At 63.0% G+C, this 14,074-nt stretch carries 13 protein-coding genes and 1 tRNA gene; 9 read left to right on the top strand and 5 right to left on the bottom strand.

Going from position 1 to position 14,074, the window contains the following annotated elements:
• Positions 1–4 precede the first annotated feature (4 nt).
• The 7 genes from rplT to QQJ96_RS16515 all read left to right on the top strand — a co-directional run bounded on the left by rplT (position 5) and on the right by QQJ96_RS16515 (position 5,436).
• Positions 5–364, top strand: coding sequence for a 50S ribosomal protein L20 (gene rplT / locus QQJ96_RS16545; RefSeq protein WP_026635108.1), 360 nt, complete (start codon positions 5–7; stop codon positions 362–364).
• Between the two features lie 123 nt (positions 365–487).
• The gene (pheS, locus tag QQJ96_RS16540) at positions 488–1,498 is read left to right on the top strand and encodes a phenylalanine--tRNA ligase subunit alpha (protein WP_284333126.1); all 1,011 of its coding nucleotides are present in this window, start codon (positions 488–490) and stop codon (positions 1,496–1,498) included.
• Positions 1,499–1,519: 21 nt separating this feature from the next.
• Complete coding sequence (gene pheT, locus QQJ96_RS16535; protein WP_284333125.1) at positions 1,520–3,910, top strand: phenylalanine--tRNA ligase subunit beta; 2,391 nt, start codon at positions 1,520–1,522, stop codon at positions 3,908–3,910.
• Position 3,911: 1 nt separating this feature from the next.
• Positions 3,912–4,214, top strand: coding sequence for an integration host factor subunit alpha (gene ihfA / locus QQJ96_RS16530; RefSeq protein WP_115477488.1), 303 nt, complete (start codon positions 3,912–3,914; stop codon positions 4,212–4,214).
• Complete coding sequence (locus tag QQJ96_RS16525; protein WP_115493718.1) at positions 4,195–4,551, top strand: MerR family transcriptional regulator; 357 nt, start codon at positions 4,195–4,197, stop codon at positions 4,549–4,551. The genes ihfA and QQJ96_RS16525 overlap by 20 nt, the downstream gene beginning before the upstream one ends.
• 57 nt (positions 4,552–4,608) lie before the next feature.
• A tRNA-Pro gene (locus QQJ96_RS16520) sits at positions 4,609–4,685 on the top strand.
• Positions 4,686–4,779: 94 nt separating this feature from the next.
• Entirely contained in the window at positions 4,780–5,436 is a 657-nt protein-coding gene (locus QQJ96_RS16515; protein ID WP_284333124.1) for a hypothetical protein, read from the top strand.
• Positions 5,437–5,533: 97 nt separating this feature from the next.
• On the opposite strand, the gene QQJ96_RS16510 is transcribed toward QQJ96_RS16515, so the two are convergent.
• Positions 5,534–7,189 (bottom strand): methyl-accepting chemotaxis protein, encoded by a 1,656-nt coding sequence (locus QQJ96_RS16510; RefSeq protein ID WP_284333123.1) that lies wholly within the window; start codon positions 7,187–7,189, stop codon positions 5,534–5,536.
• A gap of 113 nt (positions 7,190–7,302) precedes the next feature.
• Positions 7,303–8,535 carry a phosphoglycerate dehydrogenase gene (gene serA / locus QQJ96_RS16505; RefSeq protein WP_284333122.1) on the bottom strand — a complete coding sequence of 411 codons (1,233 nt, stop codon included), beginning with the start codon at positions 8,533–8,535 and terminating at the stop codon, positions 7,303–7,305.
• A 109-nt stretch (positions 8,536–8,644) separates the two neighbouring features.
• Here serA and QQJ96_RS16500 point away from each other — a divergent pair, with 109 nt between their 5' ends.
• Both QQJ96_RS16500 and pip read left to right on the top strand, forming a co-directional pair.
• Entirely contained in the window at positions 8,645–10,030 is a 1,386-nt protein-coding gene (locus QQJ96_RS16500) for an FAD-binding oxidoreductase (protein ID WP_284333121.1), read from the top strand.
• A 94-nt stretch (positions 10,031–10,124) separates the two neighbouring features.
• Positions 10,125–11,084 (top strand): prolyl aminopeptidase, encoded by a 960-nt coding sequence (gene pip / locus QQJ96_RS16495; protein ID WP_284333120.1) that lies wholly within the window; start codon positions 10,125–10,127, stop codon positions 11,082–11,084.
• A 14-nt stretch (positions 11,085–11,098) separates the two neighbouring features.
• Here pip and upp read toward each other — a convergent pair whose 3' ends face one another.
• The 3 genes from upp to QQJ96_RS16480 all read right to left on the bottom strand — a co-directional run bounded on the left by upp (position 11,099) and on the right by QQJ96_RS16480 (position 13,858).
• Positions 11,099–11,737, bottom strand: coding sequence for a uracil phosphoribosyltransferase (upp, locus tag QQJ96_RS16490; protein WP_284333119.1), 639 nt, complete (start codon positions 11,735–11,737; stop codon positions 11,099–11,101).
• Positions 11,738–11,825: 88 nt separating this feature from the next.
• The gene (locus QQJ96_RS16485; protein ID WP_284333118.1) at positions 11,826–12,143 is read right to left on the bottom strand and encodes a PsiF family protein; all 318 of its coding nucleotides are present in this window, start codon (positions 12,141–12,143) and stop codon (positions 11,826–11,828) included.
• A 218-nt stretch (positions 12,144–12,361) separates the two neighbouring features.
• Complete coding sequence (locus QQJ96_RS16480) at positions 12,362–13,858, bottom strand: aminotransferase class III-fold pyridoxal phosphate-dependent enzyme (protein ID WP_284333117.1); 1,497 nt, start codon at positions 13,856–13,858, stop codon at positions 12,362–12,364.
• Positions 13,859–14,074: the final 216 nt, after the last annotated feature.

The raw sequence follows: 14,074 nt of genomic DNA, 5'->3' as shown, positions 1-14,074 counted from the left end.
AACCATGGCTCGTGTTAAGCGTGGCGTTACCGCCCGTCGTCGTCACAAGAAGATCATCGGCCGCGCGAAGGGCTATTACAATGCCCGTCGCAAGGTCTTCCGCGTTGCCAACCAGGCCGTCATCAAGGCCGGTCAGTACGCCTACATCGGCCGTAAGCAGAAGAAGCGCCAGTTCCGCGCCCTGTGGATCGTGCGTATCAATGCGGCGGCCCGTCAGTTCGGCCTGTCCTACAGCCGCCTGATCAACGGTCTGAGCAAGGCCGGCATCACGGTGGACCGCAAGGTGCTGGCCGACATCGCCGTGCACGACATCAAGGCGTTTGGGGCCATCGCAGAAAAGGCGAAGGCCAGTCTGGCCGCTTGATCGTCAAGCACTGACGAACGGATGTGAATCAAGCGGGGAGAAGGCCTTAAGCCTTCTCCCCGCTTTTTTGTTTCAGCGTCTGGCCTCTCCCGCTTAGGAGAGGAGAAAAACGGAGTCGCATCGATGGAAGATCTGGACAGCCGCGCCAGCCAGGCGCTGGCCGAAATCGACAAGACCGACACACTCGACGCGCTCGACGCGCTGCGTGTAAGCCTGCTGGGCAAAAGCGGCATCGTCACCGCGGCGCTCAAGGCGCTCGGCACGTTCTCGCCGGAAGAACGCAAGACGCGCGGCGCCGAAGTGAATCGCCTGAAGGAGCGCCTCAATGACGCCCTCGGCGCGCGCAAGCAGGTACTGGAGCAGGCCGAACTCGATCGCCGCCTCGCTTCCGAAAAGCTCGACATCAGCATGCCTGGCCGCAACGGTGAACGCGGTGGCATTCATCCGATCACGCGCGCACTCGAGCGCATCGCGGCGATCTTCGCGCGCTTGGGCTACCAGCGTGCCGACGGTCCGGAAATCGAGGACGACTGGCACAACTTCGAAGCGCTGAACTTTCCGCCGCATCATCCGGCGCGCGCGATGCATGACACTTTCTACTTTGGTGATGGCCGCTTGCTGCGCACGCATACCTCGCCGGTGCAGATCCGTTCGATGAAGGGGCGGCAGCCGCCGATCCGCGTCATTGCGCCCGGCAAGGTCTACCGCAGCGACTCCGATCAGACGCATTCGCCGATGTTCCACCAGATCGAAGGCTTGCTGGTGGATGAAACCTCCAGCTTCGCCGATCTGAAGGGCACGCTGGCCGAATTCGTGCGCGCGTTCTTTGAGCGCGATTTCGAGATGCGCTTCCGTCCCAGCTACTTTCCTTTTACCGAACCCAGTGCCGAGGTAGACATCCGCTGGACCGATCCTGATAAGAGCGGTGAGGACGGCAGCTCGCGCTGGCTGGAAGTGCTAGGTTGCGGCATGGTGCATCCGAACGTGCTGAGGAACTGCGGCATCGATCCTGAACGCTACACCGGCTTTGCCTTCGGCCTGGGTGTAGAGCGTTTCGCGATGCTGCGCTACGGCGTTTCCGATCTGCGCGCGTTCTTCGAGAACGATCTGCGCTTCCTCAAGCAATTCGCGTAATCGAAGCAGGAATCGACACGCATGAAATTCTCTGAAAATTGGCTGCGCCACCATGTTCCTACGCGCGCTTCGCGCGACGAACTTGCTGCGACACTCACGGCGATCGGTCTGGAGGTCGAGGATGTCACCCCGCTGGGCAATGCGCTCGATGGTGTAATCGTTGCGCGCATCGTCAGCACGCAGAAGCATCCGGAAGCCGATCGCCTGCAGGTTTGCGAAGTGGACACCGGCAACGGCATGGTGCAGGTCGTTTGCGGCGCCCCCAACGCGCGCGCAGGCCTGGTCGCACCGTTGGCAACAGTAGGCGCCAACTTGCCGGGTGGCATTGCCATCAAGGCGGCAAAGCTGCGCGGCGTGGAATCGTTCGGCATGCTTTGTTCGGCCAAGGAGCTGGGCGTCGATCCCGACGCTTCGGGTTTGCTCGAGCTACCCGCCGATGCGCCTGTCGGTACAGCGCTCGCGTCCTATCTCGGCCTGCCTGATGCCACCATCGAGATCAAGCTCACGCCCAACCGCGCCGATTGTTTCAGCGTGCGTGGCATCGCGTTCGACGTCGCCGCTGCGCTGAGCGGCGAAGTGATTCCACTGGGCACTCAAGCAGTACCGCCACAGAGCGACGCAGCGATGAACGTTGCGCTCGAAGCGGGCTCTCGTGTGCCGCGCTTCGCCGGTCGCGTTATCGACAACGTAAATGCCCATATCCAAACGCCCGTGTGGATGGCCGAGCGGTTGCGTCGTAGCGGCTTGCGGCCTATCAGCTTCCTGGTCGACGTCACGCAATACGTGATGCTGGAACTGGGGCAGCCGATGCATGCTTTTGACAAAGACAAGCTGGAAGGCGAGGTCGTCGTGCGTCCCGCGCGCAAGGGCGAAGCACTGGCGTTGCTCGACGGCCGCACGGTGACGTTGGACGAAGATTTTCTTGTGGTTTCCGACAGCCGCGGTGGTCGAGGCACGCGTGCCGTTGCGTTGGGCGGCATCATGGGCGGTTCGGAAACGCGTGTCACCGATGACACGCGTAACGTGTTTCTTGAAGCCGCGCACTGGATTCCGTCGGCCATCATCGGTCGCAGCCGCAAGCTGGGCATGTACACCGATGCGGGGCATCGCTTCGAGCGCGGCGTCGATCCCGAACTGCCGGGTGTCGCCATTGAATATGCGACGCGTTTGATCCTGGATATCGCCGGTGGCATCCCCGGTCCGCTGCTCGACGTTATGTTGCCGGAAAGCCTGGCTTCGCCGAAGCCGATCCTGCTTCGCCGCGCGCGATTGGCTCGCGTGCTCGGCTTGGGCGTTGCGGATGACGAAGTCGCACGCATCTTCACCGCACTCGGCATGACGGTAGAAGCGGTGGCAGATGGTTGGCACGTCACCGCGCCGAGCAGGCGCTTCGACATCGAGCGCGAAGAAGATCTCATTGAAGAAGTGGCGCGCATCCACGGCTACGAAAATATCCCGACGCATACTCCGGGCGGTGCGCTGACGCTCGCCGTTGAGCCCGAGGGGCGCCTCAATGAACTGGCGGTGCGCGAGCAGCTGGCTGCTCGCGACTACTACGAGGCGGTAAACCTTGCCTTCGTCAGTCATGCCTTGCTGAAGCAGTGGGGCTTCACCGAACAACTGGTCCCGCTCGCCAACCCGCTATCGGCCGACCTGGCGGTGATGCGCCCCTCGCTGTTGCCTGGCTTGATCCAGGCGCTGTCGCATAACCGCGCGCGCCAGCAGGATCGCGTGCGTCTGTTCGAGCTGGGGCGTGTGTTCAGGGAGGGTGATCCCCCGCTGGAAACCCCAAGCCTCGCCATCGTCGCCAGTGGTTCGGCGCGCGGCGAGCAGTGGGCCGAAGCATCACAGCCGCTGGATTTCTTCGATCTGAAGGGTGACCTGGATGCCCTGATCGCCTGGGGCGGAGAGCCGCAGCGCTGGGCGGTGCACGCCGATGGCTTGCCAGGCTGGCTGCACCCGGGGCGTGCCGCGCGCGTCACGCGGGATGGCGAGACGGCCGGCTACCTGGGCGCCTTGCACCCACGCCTGGCCAAGGAGCTGGACCTCGGCCCCGACGTGCACGTGCTGGAGCTCGCCCTGGAGCCGCTGCTCGGTCGCCGCCTGCCAAAGGCGCAGGCCGTACCGCGCTTCCCGGCCGTGCGCCGGGACATCGCCGTTGACGTCCCTGAACAGGTAAGCTGGTCACAGATTGAGCAGGCCGTCCGCGCGACCCTGGGCACCACCCTGGCAGAGCTGCGGCTGTTTGATCGCTACAGCGGAAAAGGGGTCGAAGCGGGCCGAAAGAGTCTCGCTATGGGCTTGATTTTGCAGGACGCTTCACGCACCCTTACCGACGACGACGCAGACCTTTGCGTGCGCAATACGGTGTCGGCGTTGGAGGCTGGATGCGAGGCGAAATTGCGAGGGTAAGATGGCGGCGCTGACAAAGGCGGAGATGGCAGAGCGCCTCTTCCTCGAGGTGGGCCTCAACAAACGTGAAGCCAAGGAGTTCGTGGACGCTTATTTCGAAGTGGTCCGTGAAGCCTTGGAAAGGGGCGAGCAGGTGAAGCTGTCGGGTTTCGGCAATTTCGACCTGCGCCAGAAGAACCAGCGACCAGGACGTAACCCCAAGACCGGCGAAGAGATTCCCATCTCCGCCCGCCGTGTGGTGACGTTCCGGCCAGGACAGAAACTCAAGGTGAGAGTCGAGGGCTATGCTGGATCAGGGGAATAACACCGAGCTGCCCGCCATCCCGGCCAAGCGCTACTTCACCATTGGTGAAGTCAGCGAGTTGTGCGGGGTGAAGCCGCATGTGCTGCGTTACTGGGAGCAGGAATTCCCGGCGCTCAACCCGGTCAAGCGCCGCGGCAACCGCCGGTACTACCAGCGCCATGATGTGCTGATGATCCGGCAGATCCGTTCCCTGCTGTACGACGAGGGTTTCACCATCACCGGCGCCCGTGCGCGCCTGGAAGGCCCGCAGGCGCGGATGGAAGCCAGCATGTCGCACCAGATCGTGCGCCAGGTGCGCATGGAGCTGGAAGAAGTGCTCGCACTGCTGCGCCGCTGAGCCACCCTATCGGCAGACCTGCGGGTACTGCTACAATTTTCTTCTTTGCTGGACAGTCGGGGCGTAGCGCAGCCTGGTAGCGCATTTGCCTGGGGGGCAAAGGGTCGTCGGTTCGAATCCGGCCGCCCCGACCAATTCGCAGCATGGATCAACGGCGCCCTGGCGCCGTTTTTCTTTTCTTGGGTTCGACCAGCTAATCTCGGCGCAGCCCACCAGGAGCTGGCTACCATGCCGTCTAACACCTGTCACCCGAACGCCCCGCACGTGAAGTTGAAGGCCCCCGACTGGTACATCTCTTCGCTGATGATGGACCGCGCGCTCGACGCCATCCTGCGCCGGGTGAAGAAGCTCGATCGCAAGCACGACATCCCTTATCTGGCCGGCTACAGCCAGGATGGCAAGACCATCTATATCGATCGGCATTTGCCCAAGTCCTTCAGCTTCCGCGGGCGCACGATCGAGGTGGATCGCTTCCTGATCCTGCACGAGGAAGTAGAGAAGACGCTGATCGACCAGCTCGGCCTGCACTATCTGCATGCGCACCAGATCGCTACGCGCGCCGAGGAAGCCGCGGTACACGCGCAGCGCGTCACCTGGAAGGCTTACGACCGCTTCATGCAGAAATACGTGAAGAGGATCGGCGACGAACGCCTGAGCAAAGTGCCGGCCGATCTCGATCTTAAGCCTTATCGCGATTACCACGATTACGATCTGCTGCGCCGGATGGAGCAGCATCTGGCGCGCGATAGGGCGCTTGCACCCAGCAAAAAGGCCGAGCTGAAAAGCTACGCGGCCGCCTTCCGCGAAGAACTGCACACGCATGCAAAAATGGAAGCCGCCAAACCGCGCCAAACCACGCGCAAGAAGGCTGCCGCAGTCGCGTAGGCCGGGATGCCAATCCCAGCTTGTCGTATCGGCGGCATCGGGTTGCCGGGATTGTCATCCCGGCCAGCGCATGGCCGCCATCTCCGTTATCGGTAGCTCAGGCCGCTTGCAAATGTGACGACGACGCAGGCACGCGTACATGCGTCGCCTGCACCTGGACGCCTTTGACAGCTTCCTTGGCGTCGAGCTTGAAGAACTCCACGCTCTCGACCAGCGAACGCGCACGCAGCTGCACTGTGTCGGCCGCGGCAGCGGCTTCTTCCACCAGCGCGGCGTTGTTCTGCGTCACCTCATCCATCTGCCGCACGGCGCGATTTACCTGCAGGATGCCATCTGCCTGTTCCATGCTCAGCGTGGCGATAGATTCCACCGTCTCGGTAACGTCGGCCACACTGTCGAGCAGCTTGCCGACCATCGATTCCGTGCGGTTGATGATCTGCGTGCCATTTTCGATGATGGCGACGGATTCTTCGATCAAGGCGCGAATTTCGCTGGATGCCGTGCGCGAGCTGCGTGCGAGGGACTGCACTTCGGCGGCCACGATGTTGAAACCCTTGCCGGCCTCGCCTGCGCGCGCAGCTTCCACGGCGGCGTTCAGCGCCAGGATGTGAGTTTGCGTGGCGATGCGGTCCATCGTTTCGGTGATTTCCGTGATGCGGCTCGCCACATCCTGCACCTGCGTCATCGCACCCACGGCATCGGACATGGATGCGCCGCTCTGGCGTGCCATGTCGGACGCCGACTTCGCCAGGCGACTGGCGTCGTTGGCGCGCATGGCATTGGCATTTACGCTGTTGGTGAAGGACTGCATCGACGAGGCGGTTTCTTCCAGCGCCGCCGCCTGTTCGCTGGTGCGCTGCGAAAGGTCCTGGTTGCCCACGGCGATCTGCCGGGTGGAGGCGGAAATCTCGGTGGAGCCAGCGCGGATGATGCTTACCACGTTGCGCAATTGCCCATTCATGACCGCCAGCGCGGCAAGCAGCTTGCCCGTTTCATCGCCGCTCGTTGCAACGATTTCGGTGGAGAGATCGCCTTTGGCCACCGCCTGCGCCACTTTTACGGCACGGCCCAGCGGGGCGGTGATGCTGTAGGCAAGCAGCCACACCAGCACGGCGCCAGCGACCATGGCGCTCAGTACGACCGACGCCAGCAGCATACAGGCCTGGTTGAATGCCGCGCTGCTCTGCTCGTCGAGGCGTTTGGATGCGGCTTCGGCCTCATGCTTCATACCAGCGACCAGTCCGTCGATGGCGGTGGTGGGTGCGCGATCGATACCTGCCACCAGCCCGTCGACTACATGCACACTCTTCTCATCCTTGGCGTCGTAGTGCCCGATGGCGGCGAGGTATTTCGTGCCGAGTTCAGCGTGGGTGGCGATCGCGCCGTCCACGCCATGGGTGTCCAGGCCGAGTTCGCTCATTTGCCGTTTCAGGGTGGCGAGATCCGTATCGACCGCATGCGCGCGTGCGATGAAGGCATCATGGTATTTCTTGAAGGCAGCGGCATCCGCGCCGCGCAGCAGCAGGTCTTTCCATTCCTGTACCTGTTTCTTGAAATCGACCTGGGCGACGCGTGCCTGATCCACGGCCGCAGCGAACTGGGCCGCCATCGCGGCGGAGCGTACCTGCAGCTCATGCGTTCGTATCAGCCCACGCCAGCCGCCGAGCCCCACAATGACGGTGGCCGTTAGCAGGATCAGCCCAAGCAGGCCAAGTCGGACGGCGATGCGCAAGTCACGAAATCGGAAAATCATGGGAAAACCGCACCAAAAGGAGCCGAGTCATGGGATCTATCGGCCTAAATGCGGTCTGGCTTGAATCAGGCATCCAGGCGCAGGCTGGGAGGGGCGTCCCAGCCTGCGCCCGTTCAGTAGAGCACCCGGGCGCGCAGAGTGCCAGGGATGGCAGCGAGCTTGTCCTTCAGTGCGGCCGCCTGGTGCTCGTCGGCGGACACATCGATCACCACGTAACCCACGTCCGCATGCGTCTGCAGGAACTGTGCATCGATGTTCATGTTGCCGGCGGAGAACAGTTCGTTGATGCGCGAAAGCACGCCGGGAACGTTGCGGTGGATGTGCAGCAGGCGGCGGCTGCGTGGATGCTCGGGTAGCGTCACTTCGGGAAAATTGACGGCCGACAAAGTGGAGCCGTTGTCGCTGTAGCGCACCAGCTTGCTGGCCACTTCAATGCCGATATTGTCCTGCGCTTCCAGCGTGCTGCCGCCGATGTGCGGGGTCAGGATCACGTTATCCATGCCAATCAGCGGCGAGACGAACGGGTCGTCGTTGCCCTTCGGTTCCACCGGGAATACGTCGATGGCGCCACCGCCCAGATGCTCCTTGCGCAAGGCATCGGCCAACGCGTCGATGTCGACCACCGTGCCACGCGAAGCATTGATCAGTACCGCACCCTTGCGCATCCGCTCCAGTTCGTTGCGGCCGATCATCAGCTTGGTAGCCGATGTTTCCGGCACATGCAGCGTAACGATGTCGGAGCGTTCAAGCAGGTCGTCCAGGCTCGCCGCGGCACGCGCATTGCCCAGCGAGAGCTTGGATTCGATGTCGTGGAAGATCACGCGCATCCCCAGGCTTTCGGCCAGCACGCCGACCTGTGTGCCGATGTGGCCGTAGCCGACGATGCCGATGACCTTGTCGCGCACTTCGAAACTGCCGCTGGCCGATTTCGTCCAGCCGCCGCGATGGCATAGGGCATTTTTCTGCGGGATGCCACGCAGCAGCATGATCGCTTCGGCAATCACCAGTTCGGCGACGCTGCGCGTGTTGGAGTAGGGGGCGTTGAATACGGGAATGCCGAGCTTGGCCGCCGCATCGAGTTCGACCTGGTTGGTGCCGATGCAGTAGCAGCCCACGGCGATCAAGCGCTTGGCGTGGTCCAGCACGTCGGCGGTGAGATGCGTGCGCGAGCGGATGCCCACGATGTGCGCGTCGGCAATGCGCGCCTTCAGTTCGTCCTCCGGCAGGGATTTGGCGTGGTACTCGATCTGGCTGTAGCCCGCGCGCTGGAACGTTTCCACCGCCGTGCGGCTCACGCCTTCGAGCAGCAGCACCTTGATGTCTTGCTTGGGGAACGAGGTCTTCATGGCGGCCCGCTATTTGGAAGTCCAAACACTATGCCAGATTTTTGTCGCGATGCAGCACTGGACGCAAACGCCGGGCACTGGCAGGCTGGGTGCTTCCTCCGGAGCCGTCATGAACCAGCCAGCCCTTGCCGATCTCGCCAGCCGCCTGCCCGCCCTGCGCCTGCTCACCGAGCCCGGCGACCTGGAGCACTACGGCCGTGATTGGACCCGGCGCTGGATCCCGGCCCCGCTGGCCATTGCCCTGCCGGCGTCGATCGAGGAGGTGCAAGGCATCATGCGCTGGGCCAACCAGCGGCAGGTAGCGATCGTGCCCTCCGGCGGCCGCACGGGGCTCTCGGGCGGGGCCGTGGCAGCGCAGGGGGAACTCGTGCTGAGCCTGGCGCGCATGAACCGCGTGCTCGGCTTCGATGCTGTCGACCGCACCCTGACCGTACAGCCTGGCATCGCGCTGGAGGCCGTGCATGCTGCCGCCCGCGAGCACGGCTTGATCTATCCGGTGGACTTCGCCGCCCGTGGCTCCTGCTCCATTGGCGGCAATATTGCCACCAACGCCGGCGGCATCCGGGTGATCCGTTACGGCAATACGCGCGAATGGATTGCCGGCCTGAAAGTAGTGGCCGGCAATGGCGAGCTGCTGGATCTCAACCGCGCTTTGATCAAGAACTCCAGTGGTTATGACTTACGGCAATTAATGATCGGCTCCGAAGGCACCCTGGGCATCGTGGTCGAGGCGACCTTGCGCCTCACCGATCCGCCGCCGGCCTCGCAGGTGATGCTGCTGGCGCTGCCGGACATGGACGCGCTCATGCAGGTGTTTGCGCTGTTTCGCGCCCGGCTGTCGCTGCAGGCGTTCGAGTTTTTCACGGACGTGGCCTTGAAGCATGTGCTTGACGCTGGCGCACAACGCGCCATGGAAGGCGATTATCCGTACTACGTGGTCACCGAATTCGATGCTGTCGACGAACGCGCGCAGGAGGTGGCCCTGGCCGTATTCGAGCAAGCGATGGAGCAGGGTCTGATCGCCGACGGCGTCATGGCGCAGAGTGATGCGCAGGCTGCCGCACTCTGGCGCCTGCGCGAGGGGATTACGGAAAGCCTGGCCGCGCACAAGCCCTACAAGAACGACATTTCCGTGCGTATCGGCGCAGTGCCTGGGTTCCTGCAAGAGATACAGGCGCTGCTTGCGCGCGAATATCCACAGATGGACGTGGTGTGGTTCGGGCATATCGGCGACGGTAACCTGCACATCAATGTGCTGAAGCCAGGGTCATTGTCCGATGCGAATTTCATTGCACAGTGCGAACACGTCACCCAATTGTTGGCGCAGACGCTTCAGCGGCATGGCGGAAGCATCTCCGCGGAACACGGGATAGGTCTGGTCAAGCGCGCCTATCTTCAGAGCACGCGCAGCTTGGCGGAGATTGAACTGATGCGCGGCGTAAAAGCGGTGTTCGACCCGAACGGGATACTCAACCCCGGCAAGCTGTTCGCCTGAATGCGCTGGGATTGGCATCCCAGCCTACTGGCTTGGGTTGCACCGAACTCCCCCGTACCATGTACCTTCCCACCACCGCAGACGGCCCCAAACCATGTCCCAGCATCGCCGCAGCCTGTATCCGGAGATCGAGCCCTACGATGTCGGCCAGCTCAAGGTCTCGGATCTGCACACGCTTTACTACGAACAGAGTGGCAATCCGAACGGCAAGCCGGTGGTGTTCCTGCATGGCGGTCCCGGCGGTGGTACCAATCCCAAATGCCGCCGCTTTTTTGATCCGTCCAGCTATCGCATCGTGCTGTTCGACCAACGCGGCTGCGGCAAATCCACTCCGCATGCCGAATTGACCGACAACACCACCTGGCATCTGGTGGCGGACATCGAACGCCTGCGCGAGCACCTGGGTATCGCGCACTGGCAGGTGTTCGGCGGTTCATGGGGCTCCACGCTATCGCTGGCCTACGCCCAGGCGCACCCGGACAAAGTGACTGAACTGGTGCTGCGCGGCATTTTCATGCTGCGGCGGTGGGAGCTGGAGTGGTTTTACCAGCAGGGCTGCGATGCCTTGTATCCGGATGCATGGGAAACCTACCTGTCTGCTATTCCGGTGGCCGAGCGCGGTGACCTGATGAGTGCGTACCATCGGCGCCTCACCAGTCCGGATCCGCAAGTGCGATTGAATGCGGCGCGTGCGTGGTCGGTGTGGGAAGGTGCGACGAGTTTTCTGTATCAGGACGAGTCCTACATCCACAGCAGCGGTGAAGACGAATTTGCGCTGGCCTTTGCGCGCATCGAATGCCATTACTTCGTGAACGGCGGTTTTTTCGAGCACGACGATCAGCTGTTGCGTAATGTCGATCGCATCCGCCGCATTCCGACGGTGATCGTGCAAGGGCGCTACGACGTGGTCTGTCCGATGCGCAGCGCCTGGGATCTTCATCGCGCATGGCCGGAAGCGGACCTGCGTATCGTGCAGGATGCGGGACATTCGGCGTTCGAGCCGGGGATCGCCCACGAGCTGGTAGAAGCGACGGATCGCTTCGTGCGGCGCTAGCCTAGCGCAATACGTTACGCTGGCAGCTGCTTGGTCCCGAAAATCTTGTCCCCCGCATCCCCCAACCCGGGCAGGATATAACCGTGCTCGTTGAGCCGTTCATCGATCGCCGCGGTATAGATCTCGATGTCCGGATGCGTCGCCTCGACGTGCTTCAAGCCTTCCGGTGCTGCTACCAGGAACAGGCCCTTGATGCGTCTGCAGCCGGCGGCCTTGAGCATCTCCACCGTCGCCACCAGCGTGCCGGCAGTGGCTAGCATCGGGTCGACGATCAGCGCGATGCGCTCGTCCATGCGACCAGTGAGTTTTTCGTAGTAGGCGATCGGCTGCAGCGTCTGCTCGTCGCGCTGCAAGCCCACCACGCTTACTTTTGCCGAAGGAATCAGCTCCAGCACGCCGGGCAGCATTCCCAGGCCGGCGCGCAGGATCGGCACGATGGTGATTTTCTTGCCCTTGATCTGCTCCACGTGCACGGGGCCGGCCCAGCCTTCGATCTGCGCTTGGATGGTTTCAAGATCCTTGGTCGCTTCATAAGTCAGCAGCGAGGCGACTTCGGCAGCCAGTTCGCGGAATTCCTTGGTGCTGATGCCGGCTCGGCGCATCAGGCCCAGCTTGTGCCGGATGAGCGGATGGCGGACTTCGACGATCTTCATGCTCAAGGCCATGCTGGGGAATGGCCGCCAGCATAGCCGGAAACAAAAAAGGCGCCGCCCAGCGGCGGCGCCTCGAAAATCAGAGCCATCAATGCGCTTTCATGCAGGCGCTGACGGCACTCTTGTATTCGGCCCCTTTCTTGCCCGCATTCTCCTTGGAGCAGGCGGACATGCGTTGCTGTGGGGTCATCTTGGCGGGAGCGGCGGCAGCTGTGGTATCGCCCTTCATGCAGGAGCTGACGGCGTTCTTGTAGTCGGCGCCGGTCTTGCCTTTGGCGGCGTGGCTGCAATCGGCCATTTTCTGCTGCGACGGGGAGAGGGGTTTGCTTTGGGGTGTGGCGGCGAAGGCGGCGCTGGCGAAAACCAGCACTGCGCTGGCGGCGAGCAGGCTCAGACGCATGGACATGATGCTTCCTCCTGATTTGGGACCGGTGGCGGTACCGGTCGCGGCAGTCTATGCCTTGTGAAGAAGCAGGGGAACGGGGAGCCGGGTGGCGGACAACGCCTACATTTCACCTGGCTTTATCTTCGCCCTACGGCATGCGCAGCTGGGATGACAATCCCAGCCCCCTTGCACGGGAAAGTAAGCTGGGATGGACATCCCAGCCTACCTCGAAGACCAAATCAGGCCGCTTGAGCTTCGCTCTTGCGCGGGCCTTCCAGCAGTGCGTGGCGCACGTGCGCAATCACCATGTCCACTTCCGCGCTGGTGATGTTGAAGTGCGGCGTGAAGCGCAGCGAATTGGCGCCGCCGTGGATCACGCCGATGCCGCGCTCGCGCATGTATTCCTCGGTGGATTCGGCGCCGTAGCACTTGAACTGCGGCGCCAGTTCGCAGGAGAACAACAGACCCGTGCCCTGCACCTTGGTGATCAGTCCGCCCAGTTCGTCCTTCAGCCCATTGAGCTTGTCGACGAATTCCTGGCCGCGGGTGCGAATGTTGTTGCGCACCTCGTCGGTGAGCTGGTCCAGGGTGGCCAGCGCCACGTCCAGCGCGCGCGGGTTGGCGGTCATGGTGTTGCCGTAGATGCCCTTGCGGTACAGACCGGCTACGCGGTCGCTCACTGCCAGCACCGAGAGCGGATACTGGCCGGCGTTGAGCGCCTTGGAGAAGGTTTCCATATCTGGCGGTGCCAGCTTTTCGAAGCCGGGGTAGTCGATGATCGACAGCACGCCATGCGCGCGCAGGCCGGCCTGGATGGAGTCGACCAACAGCAGCGAGCCGTGCGATTCGGTCAGCTCGCGCGCCGCCTGATAGAACGCCGGCGTCACCGAACGGCCCGGGTCGCCTTCGCCCATCACCGGTTCCAGGAACATCGCCTCAATGAACCAGCCGTGCTTGTCCGCGTCGGCGAACACGGCTTCCAGCTGGGCGGTGTCGTAGGGCGCCACGGTGAGCAGCGTATCTTCATGGCGGTAGCTCGCCAGATGCTGCACGTAGGTGCGGCGCGACGAATCCGAATACAGCGCCGGACGATCGGTGCGGCCGTGGAAGGCGCCCTTCACGGCAATGCGCTTGATCGTGCGCCCGGCATAGCGCGCACCCGGGTCGGTCATCAGCTTGGCATTCACATCGGCGATGCGACAAGCCAGGCCCACCGACTCCGAGCCGGAATTCAGGCACAGGTAGCGCGTATAAGGATTGTTGCCGCGATGGCGGCCAAGCTCGCGATTCAGCGCCTGCGAAAAGCGCATCTGTGAAACGCTGGGTGTCATCACGTTGGCCATCACTTGCCCACGCGCCAGCGCCGCATCGATCGCGGCGTTGTTGTGGCCGAAACCCAGCATGCCGTAGCCACCGTTGTCGTGCACCACAGCGCCTTTCAGCGTAACGATCCACGGGCCGCGGGCGGCCGCCGGCACGTAGGGGTTGATGGCATCGTCCGGGTAGAAATTCACGAAGTCGCTGAGCAGCTGCGTGAGTTGCTCGGCTTCGTTCAACTTCAGGAAGTCGCCCAGTTCGGCGCGCAATTGGCGGTGGCGCGCGACGGCGTCGGCAATAGCCTGTACGAGTTGCGGGTCCAGAGCGGCCATGCGCTCGATGGTGGCGTCGTCCAGGCCGGTGGTCCGCGGCTTGCCGCCAAATTCGCGCAGTTCGCGCAGCTGTTCGATGACGCCCATAACTACTCTCCTCGAATCTGACAGCGCCTCGCGCACCCAATCGCGAAGCAGGCCGGCAGGATGTTTTTTCGTGCGTGAAGGGCCTTAAAGCCCGGGCCGATGCGCCCGTTCGCACTGCGCCGCGTATGGGGAAACCGCCGGCGCATAAGCATCAGGATAACCGCTGGACCGAGGCGGCGGTACCCCCATGCGGCTATCCAATGGATGACGGCTGTC

It is taken from the genome of Dyella flagellata, from assembly GCF_030160275.1.
GTDB classification, from domain to species: Bacteria; Pseudomonadota; Gammaproteobacteria; order Xanthomonadales; family Rhodanobacteraceae; genus Dyella_B; species Dyella_B flagellata.
The sequence above is the reverse complement of the archived record's forward strand: the minus strand, read 5'-3'. Positions and strand labels throughout refer to the sequence as shown.

Bases quoted from the DNA above. Each gene is read 5' to 3' on its own strand.
- rplT (WP_026635108.1), top strand. From the start codon at position 5: ATGGCTCGTGTTAAGCGTGGCGTTACCGCCCGTCGTCGTCACAAGAAG.
- pheS (WP_284333126.1), top strand. From the start codon at position 488: ATGGAAGATCTGGACAGCCGCGCCAGCCAGGCGCTGGCCGAAATCGAC.
- pheT (WP_284333125.1), top strand. From the start codon at position 1,520: ATGAAATTCTCTGAAAATTGGCTGCGCCACCATGTTCCTACGCGCGCT.
- ihfA (WP_115477488.1), top strand. From the start codon at position 3,912: ATGGCGGCGCTGACAAAGGCGGAGATGGCAGAGCGCCTCTTCCTCGAG.
- QQJ96_RS16525 (WP_115493718.1), top strand. From the start codon at position 4,195: ATGCTGGATCAGGGGAATAACACCGAGCTGCCCGCCATCCCGGCCAAG.
- QQJ96_RS16515 (WP_284333124.1), top strand. From the start codon at position 4,780: ATGCCGTCTAACACCTGTCACCCGAACGCCCCGCACGTGAAGTTGAAG.
- QQJ96_RS16510 (WP_284333123.1), bottom strand. From the start codon at position 7,189: ATGATTTTCCGATTTCGTGACTTGCGCATCGCCGTCCGACTTGGCCTG.
- serA (WP_284333122.1), bottom strand. From the start codon at position 8,535: ATGAAGACCTCGTTCCCCAAGCAAGACATCAAGGTGCTGCTGCTCGAA.
- QQJ96_RS16500 (WP_284333121.1), top strand. From the start codon at position 8,645: ATGAACCAGCCAGCCCTTGCCGATCTCGCCAGCCGCCTGCCCGCCCTG.
- pip (WP_284333120.1), top strand. From the start codon at position 10,125: ATGTCCCAGCATCGCCGCAGCCTGTATCCGGAGATCGAGCCCTACGAT.
- upp (WP_284333119.1), bottom strand. From the start codon at position 11,737: ATGAAGATCGTCGAAGTCCGCCATCCGCTCATCCGGCACAAGCTGGGC.
- QQJ96_RS16485 (WP_284333118.1), bottom strand. From the start codon at position 12,143: ATGTCCATGCGTCTGAGCCTGCTCGCCGCCAGCGCAGTGCTGGTTTTC.
- QQJ96_RS16480 (WP_284333117.1), bottom strand. From the start codon at position 13,858: ATGGGCGTCATCGAACAGCTGCGCGAACTGCGCGAATTTGGCGGCAAG.